We start from the raw sequence: 21357 nt of genomic DNA on the forward strand, positions 1-21357 counted from the left end.
AGATGAGTCTGGAGACCGCCTGGCTGGCCCTCCTCGGCCTGCTGCTCGCCGGGTACTTTGTGCTCGGCGGCTACGACTACGGCGTACAGATGCTGCACCCCTTCCTCGGCGGCCGAGGTGACCAGGGCGACCGGCTTGACCGGGGTGATCGAGTTGGCCGAGGCGAGGAGGCGGCACGCCCCGGCCGGGACGCCGCCCTCGACGCCATCGCGCCGTTCTTCCTGGGCAACGAGGTCTGGCTGGTCGCCTTCGCCGGCGTCCTGTTCGGCGCCTTCCCGCACCTCGAAGGCACCCTCCTGTCCGGCCTGTACCCGCTGATCGTGGCGATCCTCGTCGGTCTGGTCCTCGGCAACGCGGCTGTCCAACTGCGGCGGCGCGCCCACAGTGTCCGCGGGCGTCGCTGGTGGGACGCCCTGATCGTGTTCGGCGGGGCGCTGCCCGCCGTGTGCTGGGGACTCGTCGTGGGCCTGCTGCTCCACGGTGTGCCCCGCCGGGCCGACGGGAGCTTCCACATCGGGTTCGGCGACGTCTTCGCGCCGTTCACGCTGGCTTGCGGCGTCACCACCGCACTGCTCTTCGCGGCGCACGGCGCGGCCTTCGTGGCGCTGCGCTCGGGCCTCGAACTCGCCGCCAGAGCACGGTACTTGGGAGCCGCCCTGCTCCGTGGGGCCGCGGCCGTGGCTGCCCTCGCGCTGCTCCTCACGCTCTTCGGCGCGGGTGCTTCGATGACGAACCGCGCGGCCTCGGCGGTCGTCGCCGCCCTGTTCGCCGCGGCGTTCGCCGGCGCCTGGTGGCACTTCTCCCGCGGACACAACATCCGTGCGTTCGCAGCCACTTGCTGCGCTACGGCGCTGCCCGTGCTGCTCGTGGGGGCCGGCCACTACCCGTACCTCCTGATCAGCTCGGCGGGTGAGGGGCTGACCATCGGACACGCCGTCACGGACGACGCCACGTTGAAGATCCTGAGCGCATTCGGGGTTCTGGTGGTCCCGACGATCCTCGCGTACCAGACGTGGAGCTGGTGGGCCTTCCGAGGCAGGACGGGACGCCGTCACCCCAGCTACTTCTGAGTCTCGGAAAGCGACGAGAGAGAAGACGAGAGAGAAAGGGAAGAGGGACCCCCAGGATGAAGACCGTCGAACGCCGCCTCATGCGCGAACTCCCGGTGTTGCGGCGCCACATGACGTACTCCTCGGTGCTTGCCCTTCTTACGGGCGGGCTCGTCGTCGCCCAGGCGGTTCTGCTCGCGGCGGTCCTGGCGGACGGTTTCGCCGGGCGCCCGTTCCGGATCGCGCCGTTGGCCGCCCTGGCCGCCGTCATGGCGCTGCGCGCCCTGCTGACCTGGGCTCGGGGGGTGCTCGCGCAGCGCGCCGCGGCCGATGCCAAGCGCACGCTGCGCGAGAGGCTCACCGGTCGGCTGCGGCGCACCAGCCCGCTGCGGCTCACGGCCGGGCGCCACGGCGAGACGGCGACGCTGCTCACTCGTGGCCTCGATGCCCTGGATGCCTACGTCGTCGGCTACTTGCCAACGATGACGGCCACCGCGGTGGTGCCGCTCACGGTCGTCGCCTGGCTGGCGTGGACGGACTGGACCTCCGCGCTGATCGTCATCGTGACGCTGCCGCTGATCCCCGTGTTCGGAGCGCTGGTCGGAGCTCATACCGCCCGGCGCACCGCCAGGCAATGGCAATTGCTGTCCCGGCTCGGCGGTCACTTCCTGGATGTGGTGGCCGGGTTGCCGACACTGCGGGCTTTCGGGCGCGAGCAGCACCAGGCGCGGGTGGTCCACAAGATGGCCGACGCCCACCGGCGGGCCACCATGCGCACGCTGCGCGTGGCGTTCCTCTCCTCCTTCGTCCTGGAGACGGTCGCGACGCTCTCCGTGGCGCTGGTCGCCGTGCCGGTCGGACTGCGGCTACTCGACGGCGAGTTGGACCTCCGTACGGCCCTGGTTGTCCTGTTCCTGGCCCCCGAGGCCTATCTGCCGCTGCGTGCGGCGGGGGCGGCCTTCCACGACAGCGCCGAGGGGATCGCCGTGGCCGAGCGTGTCTTCACCATCCTCGACGACGATGACGACGGCGGCGGCGGTACCGGTGACGACGACGCTGGCTGCGGCCCGTCCGCGGCGTACGCCGCCGACCGTGCCGTGCCCGACGCCCGCGCAGCGCACCTGTCCCTGGAGGAGGTGACAGTCCGCTACCCGGGCCGCGCCGCCCCCGCACTCCGCGATGTCTCCCTCTCCTTGAGCCCCGGCGAGCACATCGCCCTGGTCGGACCGAGCGGCGCGGGCAAGTCCACGGTCCTTGCGCTGCTCCTCGGCTTCACGCAGCCCGCGTCGGGCCGGGTCACGGTCGGCGGCACCGACCTCGCCGACCTCGACGCCGACGCGTGGCGCTCCCAGGTGGCGTGGGTGCCCCAGCGCCCGCACCTGTTCGCCGCCACCGTCGCGGACAACATCCGCCTGGCGCGCCCCGACGCGAGCGACGCGGAAGTGCGCCGAGCCGCGCGCGCCGCCTACGCCGACCACTTCATCGAGGAACTGCCCCAGGCGTACGACACAACACTCGGCGAGCACGGCGCCGGGCTCTCCGCGGGCCAGCGCCAACGGATCGCCCTGGCCCGCGCCTTCCTCAAGGACGCCCCCGTGCTGCTCCTGGACGAACCGACCGCCCACCTCGACCCCGAGAGCGAGGCCACCGTCACCCGCGCAACCGTCCGCCTCATGCGCGGCAAGACCTCGATCGTGGTCGCCCACCGCACGAGCCTGCTGCCTCACGCGGACCGGATCATCACCGTAGAAGCAGGCAGCCTCACGCCAGCCCAAGGCGCCCCTCCAACCCAAGGCGCCCACCCGGCCCAACTCGCCCTCGCAGAAGGGCCTCTGGCCCCATGACCCTCCACGGCCGCGACGCCGCACTCACTCCGGCACGAACTCCCCGCCCCACCCCCCGTCTCCTGCGCCATCTCCTGCCGTACTGGCGCCGGTTGCTGCCCGCCGCGCTCGCCTCAGCCGGCAGCGAGCTGGCGGCCGCCGCGCTGATGGCCACGGCCGCCTGGCTGATCACCCGCGCCGCCGAACAGCCCCCGCTCGCCTCGGTGAGCCTGGCGATCGTCGCCGTGCGTGCCCTGGCTCTGGGGCGCGGAGCGCTGCGCTACATCGACCGGCTTCTGGGTCACGACGGTGTGCTGCGGGCCGTCGCGGGCTTCCGCACCCAGGTGTACGAGGCCCTCGTGCCCCTCGCTCCCACCGGCATCCCCGCCTTCCGCAGCGGCGACTTGCTCACCCGCCTCGTCGACGACGTGGACGCCGCGCAGAACCTCCTGCTGCGCGTGTTCATCCCGGCAGCGGCCGCCTGCACAGTCGCCGTCACCGCCACCAGCCTGGCCATGGCGCTGCTGCCCCAGGCAGGCGTTCTGCTGGGGCTGCTGCTGGCCGTGGCGGGACTCCTCGTACCCACCATGGTGCTCACGCTGTCCCGGCGTACGAGCCGCGCGGGGAAGGCAGCCCGTTCCGAACTCGCCGCACTCACCTTGGACTTGACGCAGGGTGCGGCGGACCTCGCCGCGAACGGGGCCCGGGGCCGGGCCCACGGACGGACCTGCCGCGCCTCCGCCCGGATCGCCGCGCTGGAGCGCCGGGCCGCCTGGACCACTTCGATCGCCTCCACCACGGTCCTCCTCCTCCAGGCCACGGCGACAGCCGGCGTGACCTGGCTCGCGCTGCACGCCCATGCGGTGGGGGAACTGCCCGCCGTACACCTCACCGTCCTCGCGGTCCTCGCGCTGGTGTCCTTCGAGGCCCTGACGCTGTTACCCACTGCCGCACATCACCTCGCCGAAGTGCGGGTCGGCGCAGGCAGGTTGGCCGACCTCTTCGACACTCCACCACCCGTCACCGAGCCGACCGCCCCGGCCCCACTTGCCACCGACACACCCATCGGCGTGGACATCACCGGCTTGCGCGTACGCCACCTCCCCGACGGCCCTTTGGCCCTGGACGGAGTGAGCCTGCGCCTGCGGCCCGGCCGCCTGACCGTGCTCCTGGGCGCCAGCGGCTCCGGCAAGTCGACGCTGATCGCCGCGCTCATGCGGTTCGTGCCCTACGAGGCCGGAAGCATCCGTATCGGCGGACGCGAACTACGCGCCTGCGCGGGCACCGACGCACGCCGCGCGATCACCGGCATGACTCAGGACGCCCACGTCTTCCGCACCACCATCCGCGCCAACCTCCTCCTGGCCCGCCCCGAGGCAACGGAGGCCGACCTGCGCGAAGCAGCCCGCAGAGCCCAACTCCTGGACTGGATCGAGTCCCTCCCGGCCCGGTGGGACACCCGCCTCGGTGAGAACGGTTCCGCCATGTCCGGCGGCCAACGTCAGCGCCTTCTCCTGGCCCGAGCCCTGCTCGCCGACCCGCCCGTCCTCGTCCTTGACGAACCCACCGAAGGTCTTGACCCCGAGACCGCCAAGGCCGTGCTCACCGACATCCTCCAGGCCACCCAAGGCCGCACGACTCTCCTGATCACCCACGACACCGCGGACCTCACGACCGCCGACCAGATCCTCACCCTCGATCGGGGCCGCGTCCAGCAGCGGCGCTAGAGTTGGCCGATCATGCCGGTTCTCCTTGGAATCAACCATCTGACGCTGTCCACGACCGACCTCGACCAACTCGTGGAGTTCTACACGGGGTTGCTCGGAGCGGCGTTCGCGTTCGAGCGCGCCGCCACCTCTTCTGATCCTCGGATCGCAGTCCTCGATGTCGGTGGGGACGACCACCTGATGATCGTCGAGACCGCCACTCCCCCGGCGACGGATCTCGACCCCCTGAGCCAGGCGGGATGGGGTCTGCGCGTCGGAACGTACGCGCAACTGTGTGCGGTTCGCGAGGACATCCTGGGTGCCGGGTGGCCGGTCGGGGAGATCGTGACACTGCCCACGCAGTGGACGATGACAGCTCGCGACCCCGACGGGCGCCCTGTCGACATTCGGGCCCATCGCCCCCGCACCGCGTCGCCGCCCCTTGAGTCAGCAGCGAAGCCCGACGATGCCCCAGGCGCGCCGGTCGGCCTCCACGACCACCTCGCTCCACCCTCTGAGGAACTCGGCGAATGAGTCGAAGTCGCCTATCCAGCCCGTCGGTGCCGCGGCGTGCTGTGCGAACGGTTCTCGCAGGGTGTCCAGGGACGGGGCCGCCTGCTCCCAGAAGCTCCTGATCGCCGCGATGTCCTGCGGTGGCCGCCACATCAGCAGCGGGACGTCCCATGGGCTATCCCGCTCGGGAAGACTCCCGGCCGCCGCATCCCCGGCCATGTACTCCAGGCCCTCCCAGAAGAGCGCGGACGCAAATCGGTCCAGGGCAGTACGCAGGTCCGGCTCGGCGAAGTCCCTGAGGTGCTCCCAGCGCTCGCCCGCCCAGAAGTGAGGTTTGTACGAGCCGAGGGTGCGGCGGAAGGCGTACCTGCCGTACCAGTCGGCGTCCGCCGCCGCGGGCCAGATCCACCCCTCCTCGTCGAGGTCGCCCTCGTCCCCGAACGCGGCCTCGTCCAGCAGTTCACGCCGTCCGCTCGCCGGCGCCGCCTCGACCCGGTCCCAGTCGACGATCAGCACTTCGATTCCGATGCCCATTCCGCAAAGGGTATGGGTCGCGGGGCCGTGAGGGCTGGTCAGGCCGGTCGTCATCGCGTTGACAGGTCTCTGTCGACATGCTGCTATGAGGCGCTGCCCGGCCGGACTCGTGTAGGTCACATGCCGCTCGGGCACCGGATCGAGCGCCACTTGACCGGGAGTGGCGCCCCCCGACCCCAGAGCGAGGAACCATGCCGCAGCGCGCCGCGACCATCGTCGGCGGCGGGATCGGCGGCCTCACGGCGGCCATCGCCCTGCACCGCCGGGGCTGGCGCGTCGAAGTGCTCGAACGGGCCCCCGAGTTCACCGAGATCGGCGCCGGCATCTCCCTGTGGCCGAACGCGCTCCGCGCGCTCGACGTGCTCGGCCTGGCCGGCACCGTGCGGGAACTCGGCGCCGTCGAAGCCGCCGGTGGCGTACGCGACCGGCGGGGCCGCTGGCTTTCCCGTACGGACAACGGGGAGTTGGCCCGGCGCTTCGGTCAGCCCCTGGTGGTCCTGCACCGCGCGGACTTGCTGCGGGCGCTCACCGAGGCGCTGCCCGCCGACAGTCTGCGGCCGGGCAGCGAGGTGTCGACGGTCCGCGACGACGACCACGGCCCGGTCGTCGAGCACTCCGGCGGCGAGTCCCGGCCCGACCTCGTGATCGGCGCCGACGGGCTGCGCAGTGCGGTCCGCGGCGCGCTCTGGCCCGATGCGGCCGGCCCCCGGTACGCCGGATACTCCGCCTGGCGCATGGTCACCGACCCCCTGGCCACACCGCCTTCCGAAGGCGCGGCGATCTGGGGGCGCGGGGAGAGGTTCGGCTACACGGCGTTGCCGGGCGGGCGGATGTACTGCTTCGCGACCGCTTCGCTGCCCGCCGGGGCCGGGGTGGCTTCCGGAACCTCGGAACATGACGAACTGCTGCGCCGGTTCGGGGCCTGGCCCGACCCCGTCCCCGCCCTCCTGGCCGCCGTCCCCGCGGACGCGGTGCTCCGGCACGACCTGTACGGCCTGCCGCCCCTGCCCTCCTTCGTCCACGGCCGGGTCGCGCTCCTTGGCGACGCGGCCCATGCCATGACCCCGAACCTGGGCCAGGGCGCGTGCCAGGCCCTGGAGGACGCGGTCACCCTGGCTCACTGCCTCGACGGCACCGCGGACGTGGCCGCCGCGCTCCGCTCGTACGACCTGCTGCGCCGCCCCCGGACCCAGGCCATCGCGCGCCGCTCCGCCCGGCTCGGTGCACTCGGCCAGCTGGCGTGGGCGCCCGCCGTGCTGCTGCGTGACACGGCGGCTCGCCTGATGCCGACGCGGGCGACGCTGCGTTCCATGACGCCGGTACTCGACTGGACCGCGCCCGGTGGCCGGGTGACCGCGGCGGAGAACGAGGGTCACTGATGCCGGACTGGACTTATCAGCCGCTGCGGGGCGCGGCCGCTGCCGTTCTGGGCCTGCGCCGTTCACAGCGGAGCGCTCTGCGGCTGCTGGCCTCGATCGGCTCCCGCCCCGGCGGCGCGCGCTTGATCGCCCGGGGGTTCGGCCACCGCCATCCGCCGAAGCGGCTCGCCGGCGAGATCGCCGGTGTGCCCGTGACCGTCCGCCTCGGCATATCCGTCCCGCCCTCCCTCGCCCGCGACACGGTCCGCGCCATGTCGCCGCTGGGGGCCGGTGTCGTCGAGGTGGCGCCCGTCTCGGCGGCTGACGTGCGGACCGTGCGCGAAGCCGCCGCCGGCCGATCGATCCCGGTGGTCGTCCGTACCGGCGACCCGGAGGTCGAAGCCGCCCTCGAACCTCATGTCGACGGATTCACCAGCGGCGACGACCCGCACGTCATCCACGTGTGCGACCCGTCGGTGTCCGCCGCGGCGAGCGCGCTCGATGAGCCGGGCACCGTCGTACTCGCCCGCCCCGCCGTGCTCGTGGCCGCCGGACCCGGCTGGTTCGCGCGGGTCACCGAGGCCGCCACGCCCACCGCGCCCACTCCGGTGCTGCGCGACGTCGGCCGCGACCCCCGCCGCTGGCCCGCCTGGTGCTGGGCGCTGCTGGTCGGGCTCGGCATGACGGGCGCCGGACTCGGCGCCGCCGCGATCACGCTCGGACCGGTGCTGCTCTGGTACGACCGCGACTACCTCGGCATGACGCTGCACGAACTGCACGCCGCCAATCACCACCTCGTGCACTTCCTCCAGCACGATCGGATCACCATGGCCGGCACGATGGTGGCCATCGGCGCTCTCTACACCGGCCTCGCCGTGGGCGGGATCAGACGCGGGTGGCCCTGGGCCCGCGAGGTGTATCTGCTCTCGGGGGCGATCGGCTTCCCCACCTTGTTCTACTTCCTGGCCACCGGCTTCGTGGAACCTCTGCACACGGCCACGGCCCTCGTGCTGTTCCCGATGTTCGTCGCCGCGGTCCGGCGTGCCCCGCACGCGGCACGGTGGCGCCTGGCGCCCGAGGGACCGGAGCCGGGGCGCCGGCGGGCTCTGGTCGGCCAGTTGCTGATGATTCTCACGGGCGCGGGGCTTTTCGTGGGCGGGGCGGTGATCTCGGTGGTCGGTCTGACCGATGTCTTCGTGCCGACCGACCTGACCTTCCTCGGCACCGACACGCACACACTGGAAGCCGTGAATCCGCGGCTCGTGCCGTTCCTCGCCCACGACCGCGCGGGGTTCGGCGGCGCCCTGATGTCCGCCGCGGTCGCGATCGTGCTGCTCAGCGCGTGGGGCTGGCGGCGCGGTGAGGCGTGGGTGTTCTGGTCCCTGGCCACAGCGGCCGCCGCCGGCTTCCTGCCTGCCGTGGCGGTGCACGGCACGATCCACTACACGGACTTCATCCACCTCGCGCCGGTCTACTTCGGCATCGTCCTGACCGGCACCGCCTTGTTCCTCGCGCGTCCGTACCTCTGCGCCAAGGACGCTGAGGACACTGAGGACACTGAGGAAGCCAAGGCGTCTGCGGAGAGTCCACAGGGCTGAACGGCCCGCAGAGCTGAACGGTCTGCGCGCCCTGCCCGGCGGGGGGGCCAGTCCCGGTCAGTCCCTCGGGCTTCCGCCGAATCCGATCTCGTTGCCGTCCGGGTCACGGAAGGTGGCCTTGCGGACGCCGTTGGCGTAGGTCTCACGCGTGTCGGGTTTCAGACCCCTCTCGGCGATCCGGGACACGCGGTCGTCGAAATCCTCGACGAATACGGTGTGCAGGGCGTGCCCGGCATGATCGGGCCGCACCTCGATGAACATGTACCGGTGCTCGGCGAGCTCCCACACCGCCTCGGTCTCATTGGGCAGGAAGGACGGCGGCCCACCGAGCAGTCGCTGGTACCAGGCCACCGCCGTGGCGTAGTCGCGGACAGGAATGCCCGCGAACAGATCTACGGTCATGAGGCCATGCTATGCACGACGGCGTCCGCGCAGGGGCCCCGTGAGCACGTGGCGGATTCCGCCACGTCATCCGTGCCGACTGCGGGTCAAGGTCATACCGCGGGCCGGGCCTTGGGACAGACAGGGTTATCCAAATCGTGCTTGTTCCGAAGATCATTTCGTTGGAGGCTACTGGCATGCAAAATCAGCCGACATACGTATTTGTTCATGGCGCCTTCGCCAACTCCTTCTCGTTCGCGCCGCTGCAGGCCGAGCTCGGCCTCCTCGGGCACCGCTCGGTCGCGGTCGACCTGCCGGGGCACGGGTTCGAGGCGACCTACGCCGCGCCGTACCAGGCGCCGCAGGATCTCGACGTGCTCGCGGGAGTACCGGGAAGCATCAAGGGGGTCACCCTCGCCGACAATGCCGCCCGTGTGATCGAGGTCCTCGAGAGAGCGAAACAGAACGGGCCGACGATCCTTGTCGGCCACAGCAGAGGTGGCATCACGATCACCGCGGTCGGCAATGCCCGGCCCGACCTCGTCGACCGGATCGCCTATGTCTCCGCATGGTGCCCCGTCGACCTGGATGTCAACGACTACTACGCCCAGCCTGAGATGGCGGGCGTCGACCCGGGTGCCTTCGCTCCGGCGCTCGTCGGGAACCCGGCCGAGCTGGGCCTGCTGCGGGTCAACTTCCGCACCGCCGACGCCGGTACGCTGGCCGCGCTCAAGCAAGCCTTCGCCGCCGACCTCACCGACGACGAGTTCCTGACGTTCCTGAACACGTTCCAGCCCGACGAGAACCTTGATGTCGGCACGTCCGCCGACCGGACTCAGGCCGCGACGTGGGGGCGCATCCCCAAGACCTATGTGCGCCTGACCGACGACACCAGCATCCCGCTCGCCATGCAGGACCGCCTGATCCGTGAGGGCAACACCCTCACCCCCGACAACCCCTTCGATGTCGGCACCCTCGAGGGAAGCCACCTGCGCTGGCTCGTCCACCCGAAGCCCGCCGCCCAGCTGCTCGCAGGCCTCGCGACGCACTGACGTCCCACGTCTCGTCATCGCGGTACGCGATGCGACCCGGCGCGCGACGGCTGCGCCGGGCCGTATCGCGCCATTGGCCGATCGGCCGTCGCAGCAGCTGCCCTGTGACGCTCAGACCGTCAGCTCCGTCTGTGCTGGCTGTGCTGCCTGTGCCGCCCTGATGGAGGCCGGTTCGTGGCGGATGTACCACTCGGTGGCGAGCGGTTGTTCCCGTTCTGATGACGGTAGGCCTGCGATCAGCCCCGGGGCGGCCCCTCGCTCCACCTCGGTGCGGTGAGCCAGCACCGCGGCGACCTTCTGCTCCAGCCAGGGCCCGACATCGACGGTGGCGGTCACCCACTCGTCCGGAACGCTGCGCATGGCCTTGCCTGTTGCGGCCAGATGTCCGCCCCACGCCCGTACGGCCGAGTGCGGGTGCGTGGCCGAGTACATCGCGCTCGGCTGCCAGGGGGCACCGGCCTCCGGGTAGAGGCGCTCAAGTCCCGCCGCCTGACAGGCGAGCGCATCCGTGGTTGCCCGGCGCCCAAGATCTGGAGGGCGTGGGTCAGTTCGGTGGCGCGTTTCGTGTCCGCGGCCCAGGTCGCCGTGACAACTGCCGTGCGGGCGCCCGTGGTTGCGTGGCGGGCGAGCGCTCCGCCCGCCGACAGGGACTCGTCGTCCGGGTGGGCGAAAACGGCGAGGAGGCTCGGCATGGGCGCAGACGCCGGGTTTCGCCGCTGAGCGGTGGCTTTCACGGGTGCTGACCAGGACCCTGCTCACCCTCGGCGAGCCGGCTTGGTGACAGGTCCGTCGGATCCTCGTCCGCTTCCAGCAGTGTGTCGGCCGGGCCGATGATGAGCGGGTCCGCCTCCCCCACCGCGTCCTTGTCCATCGACGCGTAGTCGACACGCAGCAGCAGGTGCCGGATCGCTTCGAGGCGGCCGCGGCGCTTGTCGTTGAACTTGATCACCGACCACGGCGCGTGGACGGTGTCCGTGGCACGGAACATGTCCACCTTGGCGCGGGTGTAGGCGTCCCAGAGATCCAGCGACGCGAGATCCGTGGGTGAGAGCTTCCACTGGCGTACGGGATCCACCTGGCGGATGGCAAAACGTGTGCGTTGCTCCGCCCTGGAGACGGAGAACCAGAACTTGACCAGCACGATGCCGTCATCGGTGATCATCTTCTCGAACAGCGGTGCCTGCTGAAGAAATTCCTCGTGCTGGCGTGGGGTGCAGAAACCCATGACGGGCTCGACGCCGGCTCGGTTGTACCAGGAGCGGTCAAAGAAGACGATCTCGCCCGCGGACGGCAGCTCCGCGACGTAACGCTGGAAGTACCACTGGCCCGCTTCCCGTTCAGTGGGCTTGTCCAGCGCCACGATGCGGGCACCGCGGGGGTTGAGGCGCTCGGTGAAGCGTTTGATCGTGCCGCCCTTGCCCGCCGCGTCACGTCCCTCGCACACGACCACGATGCGCTGGCCCTGTTCGCGTACCGATCTCTGCAGCTTCAGCAGCTCGATCTGCAGGATCCGCTTCTGGCGCTCGTACTCCTTGCGCTTCAGCTTCTCCGAGTAGGGATAGTTCTCCTGCCAGGTCCGCAGCGGCTCTCCCTCAGCGTCGAGCAGCACCGGGCGCTCCGGCCGGGCCTCATCCACCGACAGCCCGTCCAGCAAACGCTCCCCGTCCTTGTCGTCCGACGCCACACCGTCTCCTCTCATCGACTCATCGACGCCTCATCAACGCGTGCCACCTTTCTACCTGCATCGAACGCTATTTACCCGGAGCGATCGGTGAGGTGGCGGCAGCGGCGCTGCGGGGGAACATGGCCTGTTCGTACTCGGCGAGCGCCGTCTCGATGTCGTCGGGGTGAGCGGCGATGGCCTTGCCGAGTTCGGCGCCGTCGTACATGGCGAGGTTGGCGCCTTCGCCGTTCGGGGCCGAGAGGTGGGCTGCGTCGCCGAGCAGGGTCACGCCGGGCACGCGGTCCCACCGGTGCTCGGTGGGCAGGGCGTAGAGGGGGCGCAGGACCGGCGGGATGTCTCCGTCGGTGATCAGCGCGGTGAGCTCCGGCGCCCAGCCGGTGAACTCCTCAGCGATTCGAGAGGCGGCAGCGGAAGCGTCGGTGAAGTCGATGGCGGCGAACCAGTCCTGTGGCTCGGACAGTCCCACGTAGGCGTGCAGAGTGTCGCCCCTTTCCCGGTGAGCGAAGATCTCCCTGCCCGGCGTGCACGCGATCATCGACCCGCCACCGACCGTTTTCGCGGCGGCGGGGTGCCGGGTGTCGGCTTCGAACAGGTAAGTGTCGACGACCGACTTGCCGGTGTACTCGGGTGTGGCGCAGGAGAGCAGCGGCCGCACCCGTGACCAGGCGCCGTCCGCGCCGACCAGCAGGCTGCTGATGACGGTGCTGCCGTCGGCGAACGTCACCTCGTGACTGCCTTCGCCGAGGCTGCGGGTGCTGCTGACCTTGTGGCCCCACCGGACGGTGCCGGCCGGGAGCGAGTCGAGCAGCACCTGCCGCAGTTCGCCGCGCTGCACCTCGGGGCGTCCGCCCGTGCCGTCGTCGGCCATCTCGTGCAGGACGGTCCCGTCCGGGTCGAGGACCCGCATCGCCTGGCGGCCCTCCAGAATCAGGCCACGGAACTCGTCCATCAAGTCGGCTGCTTCGAGGGCGAGTTGTCCGTTGTAGTCGTGGATGTCGAGCATGCCGCCCTGCGAACGCGCAGCCGGGGAGGACTCCGCCTCGTAGACGGTGACCGGGATTCCGTGGAGGTGCAGGACGCGGGCCAGCGTGAGTCCGCCGAGTCCGGCGCCGATGATCGTGACGGGGGTACGCATGAGGGCTCCTCGGGGTCGGGGCCGGCCGAGTGATCTCCGGCGGCCGTTCCTCGAAAGGTGCCGGACCCCGCCGACAGGCCACCGACAAGCCACCGACAGCGGCCCCACGGCTCCCGACAGCTGCCCGATTGCTGCCCGACACCCCCAGGCCCAGGTCAGGGCCTAATTGACCCCTCTCACCGGGGTTGGCTCAGGTACGTCTCCAGCTCGGCGGCGCCGGTCAGCATGGCTCGCCCGCGGGTGGACAGCCGGCCGCGCCAGTCGCTCAACGTGGCTTCCAGAGGCTCAAGGCCGCCCGCCGCCCGCACCTGGGCGATCAGCGGGGCGATCTGCTCCAACAGGTAGCCGCCCCGCCTGAGTTGGTGCACCATACGGGCATCCCGTACGTCGGCCTCGTCGTAGACGCGGTAGCCGGTACGCGGGTCCCGACGCGGGTGGACAAGGCCGGCCGTCTCCCATTTGCGCAGGGTCGCCGGCCGGATCCCGAGCTTCCCGGCCAGCGCCCCGACGAACATGCCCTCAGACGCGGGCCCGACCCCAGCCGCTGGTTCAGCCCCCGGTCCAGCCCAAGACCCACCCCCGGACACCGGCGCGGACCCCAGGTCTCGGAGCGCCCTCTCCACGGCCTGGAGGGTTCGCCGGTCCTCCAGGAGCTGGACATGACTCTCGTCGATGAGGCGGAACGCCTCACCGGCCGCGCCCCGGTTCACTTCCCGCATGATCGACGTGGCCGTCTGGTGGCCATGGCCGGGCACCAGGGCAAGGAACGCGCGCAGGGCCCGCGCGTGCCGCGAGGTGTAGATGCGGTAGCCGTGCGACGTGCGATCAGCGGCCGGGAGGATGCCGGCCTCCTCGTAGTTCCTGATCGCCTGCGTGGACAGACCGTGCCCGCGCGCCAGGTCGACCGGCCTGAGCCGATCCCCGCTTTGAAGGTTTCGCCCCATGATCCCATCCGTGACCCGACCCGTACGGCAGCAAAGTTTCAATCGAGAGTTCAACGATAGCGTTTAAGGCATGGCTACTGACATCAAGGACACCGTCCATGCCGTCGAGGCGACCACCGTCATGAATCTCCTCCAGGCCCGTCCACAGCTGCTCGCCCTGGGCGAGCCCACCCACGGCGAGGACCCTCTGCTCGACCTGCGCAACGAGCTCTTCCAGCAGCTCATCGAGCAGGAGGGTTACCGGACGATCGCGATCGAGAGCGACTGCATGATGGGCCTGGTCGTGGACGACTACGTCACGTCGGGCGCGGACACAGGCACCACCCTCGACGAGGTCATGAAGCACGGCTTCAGCCACGACTGGGGCGGCGCCTCCGCGGCCAACCGCGAACTGGTGCGCTGGATAAGGACGTTCAACGACGGCCGGCCCTCGTCCGACCACGTCCGCTTCGCCGGTTTCGACGGCCCCCTGGAGATCACCCACGCCGCGAGCCCCCGCCAGGCCCTCACCGCACTCCACAGCTACCTCTCGGCCGGGGTAGCGGACGCGGATCTACTTCCCTGCACCGCCGAAGCCCTCGACGACCTGCTCGGCGCCGACGACCCATGGACCAATCCCGCCGCGATGATGGACCCGGCCCAGTCCGTGGGGCAGTCGACCGAGGCGGAACAACTACGGCTGCTCGCCGACGACCTCGTGGCCCTGCTCGACATGCAGACACCGCACCTGATCACGGCGACCTCACGGGACGCCTTCGACCGAGCGCGCCTGTGCGGGCGCACCGCCACCGGCCTGCTGCGATACCACCACTGGATGGCCGATGCCTCGCCGAGCCGGATGACCCGCCTTCTGGGCCAGCGGGATCACATGATGGCCCACAACCTCCTCGCCCTCGCCGAGCGGGGCCCGACACTCGTCCACGCCCACAACAGCCATCTCCAACGCGACAAGAGCTCGATGCGCATGTGGGACCACCCGCTCCTTGAGTGGTGGAGCGCCGGCGCCCTCGTCAGCGCCCGCCTGGGCGAGGAGTATGCCTTCCTGGCCACGGCCCTCGGCACGATCCGCCACCAGGGGGTGGACACCCCACAACCGGACACCCTCGAAGGACTCCTGTACGAGCTCCCGGAGGACCGCTACGTCATCGACGCCGGGCAGCTGGCCGCGGCCCTCGGCAACACACCGCCCGCGCCCCGTGTATCACCATGGTTCGGCTACGCCCCGCTCGACCCGGCTCACCTGACGGGGATCGACGGGCTCATGTTCCTCAAGGACGTCCCACGGAGCTAGCTCCAGGGACCTGCAGAAATGAGAATCACGGCATGCGTGTGTTGTTGTCGGCGTACGGGTCGCGCGGGAGTGTCGAACCGATGGTGGGGCTCGCGGTCCGGTTGCGGGAACTCGGAGCGGAGGCACGGGTGTGCGCGCCGCCGGACGAGGAGTTCGCCAAGCGACTGGCCGAGGTCGGCGTGGAGATGGTGCCGACCGGCAGGCCGGTGCGCCCGCTGGTGACCACGGTGACGCCGGGTTCGGCGGTGGGCCTGGCTGAGCGTGCGGCGGAGTTGATGGCCGCGCAGTTCGGCACGGTCGCCGCGGCGGCCGAGGGGTGTGACGCGCTGGTGGCGACCGGCCCCCTGCCCGCGACGGCCGGAGCCCGGTCGGTGGCCGAGAAGCTGGGCATCCGCTACATACACGCGAGCCACCAGCCGGTCAGCCTGCCCTCGCCGTACCGCCGCCCGCCCGCGCGGCGGGGGCGGCCGTTGCCGCCGGATGTGACCGACAACCGCGTGTTGTGGGACCAGGACGCGCGGATCGCGAACTCGATGTTCGGCGACATGCTCAACACCCAGCGGGCGTCCTTCGGCCTGCCCCCGGTCGACAACGTCCGCGACTACGCCTTCACCGGCCAACCATGGCTGGCCACGGATCCGACCCTGGCCCCGTGGCAGGCGACGCCGGACCTCGCCGTGGTGCAGACCGGCGTGTGGATCACGCCCGACGAACGGCCGCTCCCCGCCGAGCTGGTGGCGTTCCTGGACGCCGGCGAACCACCCGTGTACGTGGGCTTCGGCAGCACGCCCATAGGCGCCCCGGCCGACGTCGCCCGGGTGGCCGTCGAGGCGGTCCGCGCGCACGGGCGCCGCGTTCTCCTCTCCCGCGGCTGGGCCGACCTGGCCCTGATCGACGACCAGGACGACTGCTTCGCCGTCGGCGAGGCCAACCACCAGGCCCTGTTCCGCCGAGTGGCCGCCGTCGTGCACCACGGCGGCGCGGGCACCACGACGACCGCCACCCGCGCCGGCACACCCCAAGTGGTGGTGCCCCAGGGCGCGGACCAGCCGTACTGGGCCGCCCGCGTGGCCGAGTTGGGCATCGGCGCGGCACACGACGGCCCCACCCCGACCGTCGAATCCCTGTCCGCCGCGCTCAAGACAGCCCTGGCTGACGACACCCACGAACGAGCAAGGGCAGTGGCCGACACCTTCCGCACCGACGGGGCGACGACGGCAGCGGAACTGCTGATCGGCCGCGCACCGTCAGGCGGTACACCTCCGAGCGCCGTACAGTTCCGCCGCCTTGGCTAATGTGCTCGGGTGACCACCGAACTGACCCTGCTGCCGCGTGTCGCCCATCGCGGGCAGGAGGTCACCGCACCCCGGCTCCGCGGGCTCCTCGCGCTGCTCGCGGGCGACCTGCGCGCGGGCTGCGGCACCGAGCGGCTGGTGGCGGGGCTGTGGCCGGACGCGTTGCCGGAGCGGCCGGGAAAGGCGCTTCAGGTGCTCGTGTCCAGGGCGCGGGCGCAGTTGGGTGCCGACGTCATCGCGAGCACACCGACGGGGTACCGGCTCACCCTCGGCGAGGGTCAGGTCGACAGCTCCGCGGTGCTGCTGCACGCCGCCGCGAGTGCGGAGCGGGCCAGGGCCGGGGACCACGCGGGCGCGCTGGCCGCAGCCGAGGCCGGGCTCGCGCTCTGGGAAGGCGTCCCTGGCGGGGTGGACGATGTCGACGGCCCCGTCTCCGCGTTGCGTGCCGAGCGTGCCCCCGTCCGCGGCACTCTCGTACGCGCACAAGCGCTCGCACTCGCCCGCCTCGGACGGCATGCGGAGGCGGCAGGGCCGCTGGCCGTGGCCGCCGCTGAGCATCCGCGCGACGAGGAAGTACTCGCCGAGCTGCTGCGTGGCGAGGCGGCGACGGCGGGCCCGTCCGCCGCGCTGACACGGTACGAGGCGTACCGCCGCGAGCTGCGCGAGGCGCTCGGCACGGATCCCGGCGCCGGACTCAAGGCCGTGCAGCAGGAGTTGCTGCGCGGCGAGGCCCCGATGGTCCGGCACGGGGTTCCGCACGAGCCCAATCCACTCCTGGGCCGCGATGCGGACATCGCGGCGGTGGAGCGGCTGTTGCGCGGCTCCCGTGCCGTCACCGTCGTCGGGCCCGGCGGCCTCGGCAAGACCCGGCTCGCGCACGCCGTCAGCCGCCGGGCCGAGCAGCGCGTGGTGTACTTCGTGCCGCTCGCCGCTGTCACCGCGGACGCGGACGTGGCCACGGAGGTGGCCGCCGCGCTCGGTGCGGGCGAGGGGCGGCACGGCGTCGTGAGCGGCCACGCCGCGGCCGACCCGGTGTCAGGCATCCTCGGCGTGCTCGGCTCCGGGCCCGCTCTGCTGGTGCTCGACAACTGCGAGCAGGTCATCGGGGGCGCCGCCGGCCTCGTACAGGCCCTGGTCGCGTCCTCGAAGGAGCTGCGGGTGCTCGCCACCAGCCGGGCCCCGCTGGACCTCACGTCAGAGGCGGTGTACGCGCTGCCGGAGCTCGGTCTCGCCACCTCGGTCGAGCTGTTCACGCAGCGGGCCCGGGCCGCGAGGACCGGCGTGGAGCTGCCGCCGCACGCGGTGGCCGACCTCTGCCGCCACCTCGACGGCCTGCCGCTCGCCGTGGAGCTGGCGGCGGCGCGGGTGCGGGTGCTGTCGGTGCCGGAGATCGCCCGCCGGCTCGGCGACCGGTTCGCGCTGCTGCGCGGCGGGGCGCGGGACGTGCCGGAGCGCCACCGCACACTGCACGCGGTCGTGGAGTGGAGCTGGAACCTGCTGGCACAGGACGCAAGGGCGGCGCTGCGCACGCTGTCGGTCTTCCCTGGAGGCTTCTCCGGGGAGGCGGCGGAGCACGTGCTCGGTGACGATGCGCTGTCGCTCCTCGATCAGTTGACCGGTCAGTCGCTGCTCACCGTCGTCGACACCCCGGCCGGCGTGCGCTTCCGGATGTTGGAGGCCGTACGGGAGTTCAGCGCGGCCCACCGAGCGGAGGCCGGGGAGCAAGACGCGGCCGTGGGCCAATTCCTCGCCTGGGCACGAGACTTCGGGCTCGCCCACCACGACATGCTCTTCGGCCGGGAGGACGCTTCCCCGAGCTCTCTGCTTCACCCCGGCGGGAGCGGCCCCGTCGCCACCCGGGAGCGGATCAGGGCCGAGCAGGACAATCTCGTACCGGCCCTGCGGCACGCCCTGGCCCGTACGGACGGCCCCACGATCGCCGCGCTCACCGCCGTCCTCGCCGCTCTGTGGTCCACCGACTCCAACTACCCCCGCCTCGCCACCCTCGCCGCGGACACCGGCCCGCCGCTCTCGCACTACTACCCCGGGCCCGAGTACGTCGAAGTCGCCCGCGCCGCGGCGGTGTTGTGCGCGGCGGGCCTGTTCATGAACTACGGCCCGCACGGCGTACGCCAGCTCGTCACCCTCCGCCGGCTGCCCGCGGCTCCGCCGGACACGCTGCCGCGCGCCACCGCGGCAGTCCTGAGCGCGCTCCCCGAGATGCGCCCTCCCGACTACGCCGTGCTGCACGCGCTCTGCGCCAGCGAGCAGCCTCTGGTCGCGGGTATCGCCGAGTGCGTGGCCACCTACGTATGGGAGTACGAGCACGACATCGACAGGGCGCTCGCATCGGCTCACCGGATGATCACCGCGCTGGCTCACGTAGACAATCCGTCCCTGCACCTCATGGGCCATTCACGGCTGAGTGAACTGTCGTTGCGGGTGGGGCGGGGCGATACCGCCTACGAACACCTCAGGGCAGCGCTGAAGGCGCTGCCGCATATCGGTGACGAACTCGACTACATCGGTATCCGCTCGGCCCTCGTCCTCGCCTGCATGCAGCGCGGCGACCCCGACGAGGCCGAGTACTGGCTGCGGCAGACCGAGGGGGTCAACACCCCGCAGGAGAACGCCTTCTACAGCCCCGACCTCGGCAGCCGCGCGGAGATCGCCCTTGCCCGCGGTCGTACGGAGACCGGGCTCGGCCTGTGGCGCGGCGCCGTGGAGCGGATGCCAGAGGCGGGCTCGCTGCACGGCGGCGACCCGTGGCTCGACCCGTGGGCGCTCCAGATCCAGTCCGCCGCGGTGACGGCGCACGCGCACGCCGACCGTCTCGACCTGGTCGCGGTACAGGTCGACCGGCTGCGGCAGCGGCTGCGGACGCTGCTCGCCGGCCCGCCCCGCTCGCCCATGGAGCTGCCGGTGTTCGGGACGGTGCTGCACGCGCTCGGCATGGCCGCGCTCACGTCCGGCGATGCTTCCGCCGTACGGATGATCGCGCTGGCCGAACGGCTGCGTGTGCTGCGCGAGTTCCAGCCGACGATGGCGGAGGACCGCGCCCGGCAGGCGGCCGAGAACGCCGACCGGGCGGCGTACGCCGACGCGGTGTCGCAGTACGCCGCCCTGAAGCGGGATCAGCTGTGGGAGGCGGTTCGCGCGCTTACTTGACGCGGCGCGCGCTTACTTCGGGTCGCGGTTGAACAGCGACGTGGACCAGCGGTAGCCGAGCACGGCCAACCCCAGGCACCAGATGATCGTGACCCACCCGTTGTCGCCGATCTCGCTGCCGAGCAGGAGCCCGCGCAGGGTCTCGATGGCGGGAGTGAAGGGCTGGTGCTCGGCGAACGGCTGGAACCAGCCCGGCATCGCGTCGACCGGGACGAAGGCGCTCGAGATGAGCGGCAGGATCATCAGCGGCAGCGCGTTGTTGCTTGCCGCCTCGGCATTCGGGCTGGCCATCCCTATCCCGACCGCGATCCAGGTGAACGCGAACGCGACGAGCGCGAGCAGCCCGAACGCCGCCAGCCACTCCAGGAACGTGGCGTCGGTGGACCTGAAACCGATGGCCACCGCGACAGCGCCCACGAGCAGCACACTGAGGATGGCCTGCAGCACGCTGCCGACGACGTGCCCGATGAGCACGGAACCGCGGTGGATCGCCATCGTACGGAAGCGGGCGATGATGCCCTCGGTCATGTCCATGGAGACGGAGATCGCGGTCCCGGTCGGTGTGGCGCCGATGGTCATCAGCAGGATGCCGGGGACGAGATAGGCGATGTAGTCCGAGCGGTCCGCGCCACCGCCGCCGATGCCCGCGCTCATCACGTCACCGAAGACGTAGACGAAGAGCAGCAGCAGGACGATCGGCATCAGCAGGATGTTCAGGGTGAGGGACGGATAGCGGCGGGCGTGCAGGAGGTTCCGGCGCAGCATCGTGGACGAGTCGCGCACGGTGAGGGAGAGCGGGAGGGAGAGGGAGAGGGAGCTCATCGGACCGACTCCATGGGCTGGTTGGGGAGTTGGGTGCTGCTGGTGAGAGCGAAGAAGACGTCGTCGAGGTCGGGGGTGTGCACGGTCAGTTCGTCCGCCTCGATGCCCGTCGAGTCGAGCCAGTCGAGGATGGAGCGCAGTTCGCGCTGAGTGCCGCCGCTGGGGATCTGGAGTGCGAGCGCCTGGTCGTCGCGGGTGACCTCGCGCAGGGCTGAGGCAGCCGACTGGTACGCCTTCGGGTCGGTGAAGCGGAGGCGTACGTGGCCTCCGGGGATGGCCCGCTTGAGTTCTTCCGCCGTGCCTTCCGCGGCGATCTTGCCGTCGTTCAACACCGCGATGCGGTCGGCGAGTTCGTCGGCCTCTTCCAGATACTGAGTAGTGAGGAAGACGGTCACCCCGTCGGAGACGAGTTCGCGGATGATGCCCCACATGTTGTGCCGTGAGCGGGGGTCGAGGCCGGTAGTGGGCTCGTCGAGGAAGATGATCCGCGGGTTGCCGACCAGCGTCATGGCGATGTCCAGGCGGCGCTTCATACCGCCCGAATAGGTGGAGGCGGGCTTCTTCGCCGCCTCGGTGAGATCGAAGCGCTGGAGAAGTTCGGCGGCGACCCGTCGCCCTTCCCGTCGTGAGACGTGGTGCAGGTCGGCCATGAGGAGCATGTTCTCCTCGCCGGTGATCAGGCCGTCGACGGCGGAGAACTGACCGGTGACACCGATCGCGGCACGCACGGCCTGCGGGTCGGCGGCCAGGTCATGGCCGCCGACGTGCAGGTCCCCGCCGTCGGCGGTGATGAGCGTGGAGAGGATCTTCACGGCGGTGGTCTTGCCTGCGCCGTTCGGGCCGAGCAGGGAGAAGACAGTGCCGGCCGGAACCGCCAGGTCGATGCCGTCCAGCACGGTCTTGTCGCCGTAGGACTTGCGCAGCCCGTTCGCCGCGATGGCGAGTGAGGACGGTGTCGTCGTTGTCGTCATGCCGCAGAGGTTGCGGCAGGACGCCTTCAGCGC

17 protein-coding genes and 1 pseudogene are annotated in these 21357 nt (G+C 71.3%); 10 read left to right on the forward strand and 8 right to left on the reverse strand.

Translation table 11 applies throughout. The features are described 5' to 3' along the window. The first annotated feature begins 2 nt into the window (after positions 1-2). Genes ACWGI2_RS32925 through ACWGI2_RS32940 form a run of 4 tightly spaced genes read left to right on the forward strand, consistent with a single transcriptional unit; the run spans position 3 to position 5112 of the window. Positions 3-1070, forward strand: a complete 1068-nt coding sequence (locus ACWGI2_RS32925; RefSeq protein WP_453699380.1) for a cytochrome d ubiquinol oxidase subunit II — start codon at positions 3-5, stop codon at positions 1068-1070. A 56-nt stretch (positions 1071-1126) separates the two neighbouring features. Continuing rightward, on the forward strand, positions 1127-2893 hold the full coding sequence (gene cydD / locus ACWGI2_RS32930) for a thiol reductant ABC exporter subunit CydD (RefSeq protein ID WP_453699382.1): 1767 nt from the start codon (positions 1127-1129) through the stop codon (positions 2891-2893). Then, on the forward strand, positions 2890-4599 hold the full coding sequence (cydC, locus tag ACWGI2_RS32935; RefSeq protein WP_453699383.1) for a thiol reductant ABC exporter subunit CydC: 1710 nt from the start codon (positions 2890-2892) through the stop codon (positions 4597-4599). Before cydD ends, cydC begins: the two co-directional genes overlap by 4 nt. Before the next feature lie 12 nt (positions 4600-4611). Next, on the forward strand, positions 4612-5112 hold the full coding sequence (locus ACWGI2_RS32940; RefSeq protein WP_453699385.1) for a VOC family protein: 501 nt from the start codon (positions 4612-4614) through the stop codon (positions 5110-5112). Here the strand turns inward: ACWGI2_RS32940 and ACWGI2_RS32945 are convergent. Continuing rightward, on the reverse strand, positions 5026-5625 hold the full coding sequence (locus ACWGI2_RS32945; RefSeq protein ID WP_453699386.1) for a hypothetical protein: 600 nt from the start codon (positions 5623-5625) through the stop codon (positions 5026-5028). The genes ACWGI2_RS32940 and ACWGI2_RS32945 overlap by 87 nt on opposite strands. Positions 5626-5816: 191 nt before the next feature. Between ACWGI2_RS32945 and ACWGI2_RS32950 the strand changes: the two genes are divergently transcribed. Continuing rightward, entirely contained in the window at positions 5817-7004 is a 1188-nt protein-coding gene (locus ACWGI2_RS32950; RefSeq protein WP_453699387.1) for an FAD-dependent monooxygenase, read from the forward strand. Next, a complete protein-coding gene (locus ACWGI2_RS32955) occupies positions 7004-8581 on the forward strand; it encodes a hypothetical protein (RefSeq protein WP_453699388.1) in 1578 nt (525 codons plus the stop codon). Before ACWGI2_RS32950 ends, ACWGI2_RS32955 begins: the two co-directional genes overlap by 1 nt. Before the next feature lie 57 nt (positions 8582-8638). Here the strand turns inward: ACWGI2_RS32955 and ACWGI2_RS32960 are convergent, their stop codons facing one another. Next, on the reverse strand, positions 8639-8983 hold the full coding sequence (locus tag ACWGI2_RS32960; protein WP_160509593.1) for a VOC family protein: 345 nt from the start codon (positions 8981-8983) through the stop codon (positions 8639-8641). Positions 8984-9159: 176 nt separating this feature from the next. On the opposite strand from ACWGI2_RS32960, the gene ACWGI2_RS32965 reads away from it, so the two are divergent. Continuing rightward, positions 9160-10014: an alpha/beta fold hydrolase gene (locus tag ACWGI2_RS32965; protein WP_453699389.1), complete on the forward strand. Its 855-nt coding sequence runs from the start codon at positions 9160-9162 to the stop codon at positions 10012-10014. A gap of 111 nt (positions 10015-10125) precedes the next feature. Here the strand turns inward: ACWGI2_RS32965 and ACWGI2_RS32970 are convergent. The 4 genes and pseudogenes from ACWGI2_RS32970 to ACWGI2_RS32985 form a co-directional block, all read right to left on the reverse strand. Beyond that, positions 10126-10706 (reverse strand): annotated as a pseudogene (locus tag ACWGI2_RS32970) (PIG-L deacetylase family protein). 38 nt (positions 10707-10744) lie between these two features. Further along, positions 10745-11713 carry a polyphosphate kinase 2 gene (gene ppk2 / locus ACWGI2_RS32975; protein ID WP_453398672.1) on the reverse strand — a complete coding sequence of 323 codons (969 nt, stop codon included), beginning with the start codon at positions 11711-11713 and terminating at the stop codon, positions 10745-10747. A 52-nt stretch (positions 11714-11765) separates the two neighbouring features. Further along, on the reverse strand, positions 11766-12833 hold the full coding sequence (locus tag ACWGI2_RS32980) for an FAD-dependent oxidoreductase (RefSeq protein ID WP_453699391.1): 1068 nt from the start codon (positions 12831-12833) through the stop codon (positions 11766-11768). 176 nt (positions 12834-13009) lie between these two features. Continuing rightward, entirely contained in the window at positions 13010-13777 is a 768-nt protein-coding gene (locus ACWGI2_RS32985) for a TioE family transcriptional regulator (protein WP_453699393.1), read from the reverse strand. A gap of 70 nt (positions 13778-13847) precedes the next feature. Between ACWGI2_RS32985 and ACWGI2_RS32990 the strand changes: the two genes are divergently transcribed. From ACWGI2_RS32990 to ACWGI2_RS33000, 3 genes are read left to right on the forward strand one after another with little or no spacing between them, the layout of a single operon-like run. After that, positions 13848-15068 (forward strand): erythromycin esterase family protein, encoded by a 1221-nt coding sequence (locus ACWGI2_RS32990; protein ID WP_453699395.1) that lies wholly within the window; start codon positions 13848-13850, stop codon positions 15066-15068. A 32-nt stretch (positions 15069-15100) separates the two neighbouring features. Next, positions 15101-16363, forward strand: a complete 1263-nt coding sequence (locus ACWGI2_RS32995) for a glycosyltransferase (RefSeq protein ID WP_453699396.1) — start codon at positions 15101-15103, stop codon at positions 16361-16363. Positions 16364-16372: 9 nt separating this feature from the next. After that, positions 16373-19531 (forward strand): AfsR/SARP family transcriptional regulator, encoded by a 3159-nt coding sequence (locus tag ACWGI2_RS33000; RefSeq protein ID WP_453699398.1) that lies wholly within the window; start codon positions 16373-16375, stop codon positions 19529-19531. A 12-nt stretch (positions 19532-19543) separates the two neighbouring features. On the opposite strand, the gene ACWGI2_RS33005 is transcribed toward ACWGI2_RS33000, so the two are convergent. Next, positions 19544-20353, reverse strand: coding sequence for an ABC transporter permease (locus ACWGI2_RS33005; protein ID WP_453699399.1), 810 nt, complete (start codon positions 20351-20353; stop codon positions 19544-19546). After that, positions 20350-21324: an ATP-binding cassette domain-containing protein gene (locus ACWGI2_RS33010; protein ID WP_453699400.1), complete on the reverse strand. Its 975-nt coding sequence runs from the start codon at positions 21322-21324 to the stop codon at positions 20350-20352. Before ACWGI2_RS33010 ends, ACWGI2_RS33005 begins: the two co-directional genes overlap by 4 nt. Between the last annotated feature and the right edge of the window lie 33 nt (positions 21325-21357).

It is taken from the genome of Streptomyces sp. NPDC054866, from assembly GCF_053610745.1.

What these genes read in the sequence shown, in the direction of transcription:
- ACWGI2_RS32925 (WP_453699380.1), top strand. Translation starts at nt 3, where the DNA reads ATGAGTCTGGAGACCGCCTGGCTGGCCCTCCTCGGCCTGCTGCTCGCC.
- cydD (WP_453699382.1), top strand. Translation starts at nt 1,127, where the DNA reads ATGAAGACCGTCGAACGCCGCCTCATGCGCGAACTCCCGGTGTTGCGG.
- cydC (WP_453699383.1), top strand. Translation starts at nt 2,890, where the DNA reads ATGACCCTCCACGGCCGCGACGCCGCACTCACTCCGGCACGAACTCCC.
- ACWGI2_RS32940 (WP_453699385.1), top strand. Translation starts at nt 4,612, where the DNA reads ATGCCGGTTCTCCTTGGAATCAACCATCTGACGCTGTCCACGACCGAC.
- ACWGI2_RS32945 (WP_453699386.1), bottom strand. Translation starts at nt 5,625, where the DNA reads ATGGGCATCGGAATCGAAGTGCTGATCGTCGACTGGGACCGGGTCGAG.
- ACWGI2_RS32950 (WP_453699387.1), top strand. Translation starts at nt 5,817, where the DNA reads ATGCCGCAGCGCGCCGCGACCATCGTCGGCGGCGGGATCGGCGGCCTC.
- ACWGI2_RS32955 (WP_453699388.1), top strand. Translation starts at nt 7,004, where the DNA reads ATGCCGGACTGGACTTATCAGCCGCTGCGGGGCGCGGCCGCTGCCGTT.
- ACWGI2_RS32960 (WP_160509593.1), bottom strand. Translation starts at nt 8,983, where the DNA reads ATGACCGTAGATCTGTTCGCGGGCATTCCTGTCCGCGACTACGCCACG.
- ACWGI2_RS32965 (WP_453699389.1), top strand. Translation starts at nt 9,160, where the DNA reads ATGCAAAATCAGCCGACATACGTATTTGTTCATGGCGCCTTCGCCAAC.
- ppk2 (WP_453398672.1), bottom strand. Translation starts at nt 11,713, where the DNA reads ATGAGAGGAGACGGTGTGGCGTCGGACGACAAGGACGGGGAGCGTTTG.
- ACWGI2_RS32980 (WP_453699391.1), bottom strand. Translation starts at nt 12,833, where the DNA reads ATGCGTACCCCCGTCACGATCATCGGCGCCGGACTCGGCGGACTCACG.
- ACWGI2_RS32985 (WP_453699393.1), bottom strand. Translation starts at nt 13,777, where the DNA reads ATGGGGCGAAACCTTCAAAGCGGGGATCGGCTCAGGCCGGTCGACCTG.
- ACWGI2_RS32990 (WP_453699395.1), top strand. Translation starts at nt 13,848, where the DNA reads ATGGCTACTGACATCAAGGACACCGTCCATGCCGTCGAGGCGACCACC.
- ACWGI2_RS32995 (WP_453699396.1), top strand. Translation starts at nt 15,101, where the DNA reads ATGCGTGTGTTGTTGTCGGCGTACGGGTCGCGCGGGAGTGTCGAACCG.
- ACWGI2_RS33005 (WP_453699399.1), bottom strand. Translation starts at nt 20,353, where the DNA reads ATGAGCTCCCTCTCCCTCTCCCTCCCGCTCTCCCTCACCGTGCGCGAC.
- ACWGI2_RS33010 (WP_453699400.1), bottom strand. Translation starts at nt 21,324, where the DNA reads ATGACGACAACGACGACACCGTCCTCACTCGCCATCGCGGCGAACGGG.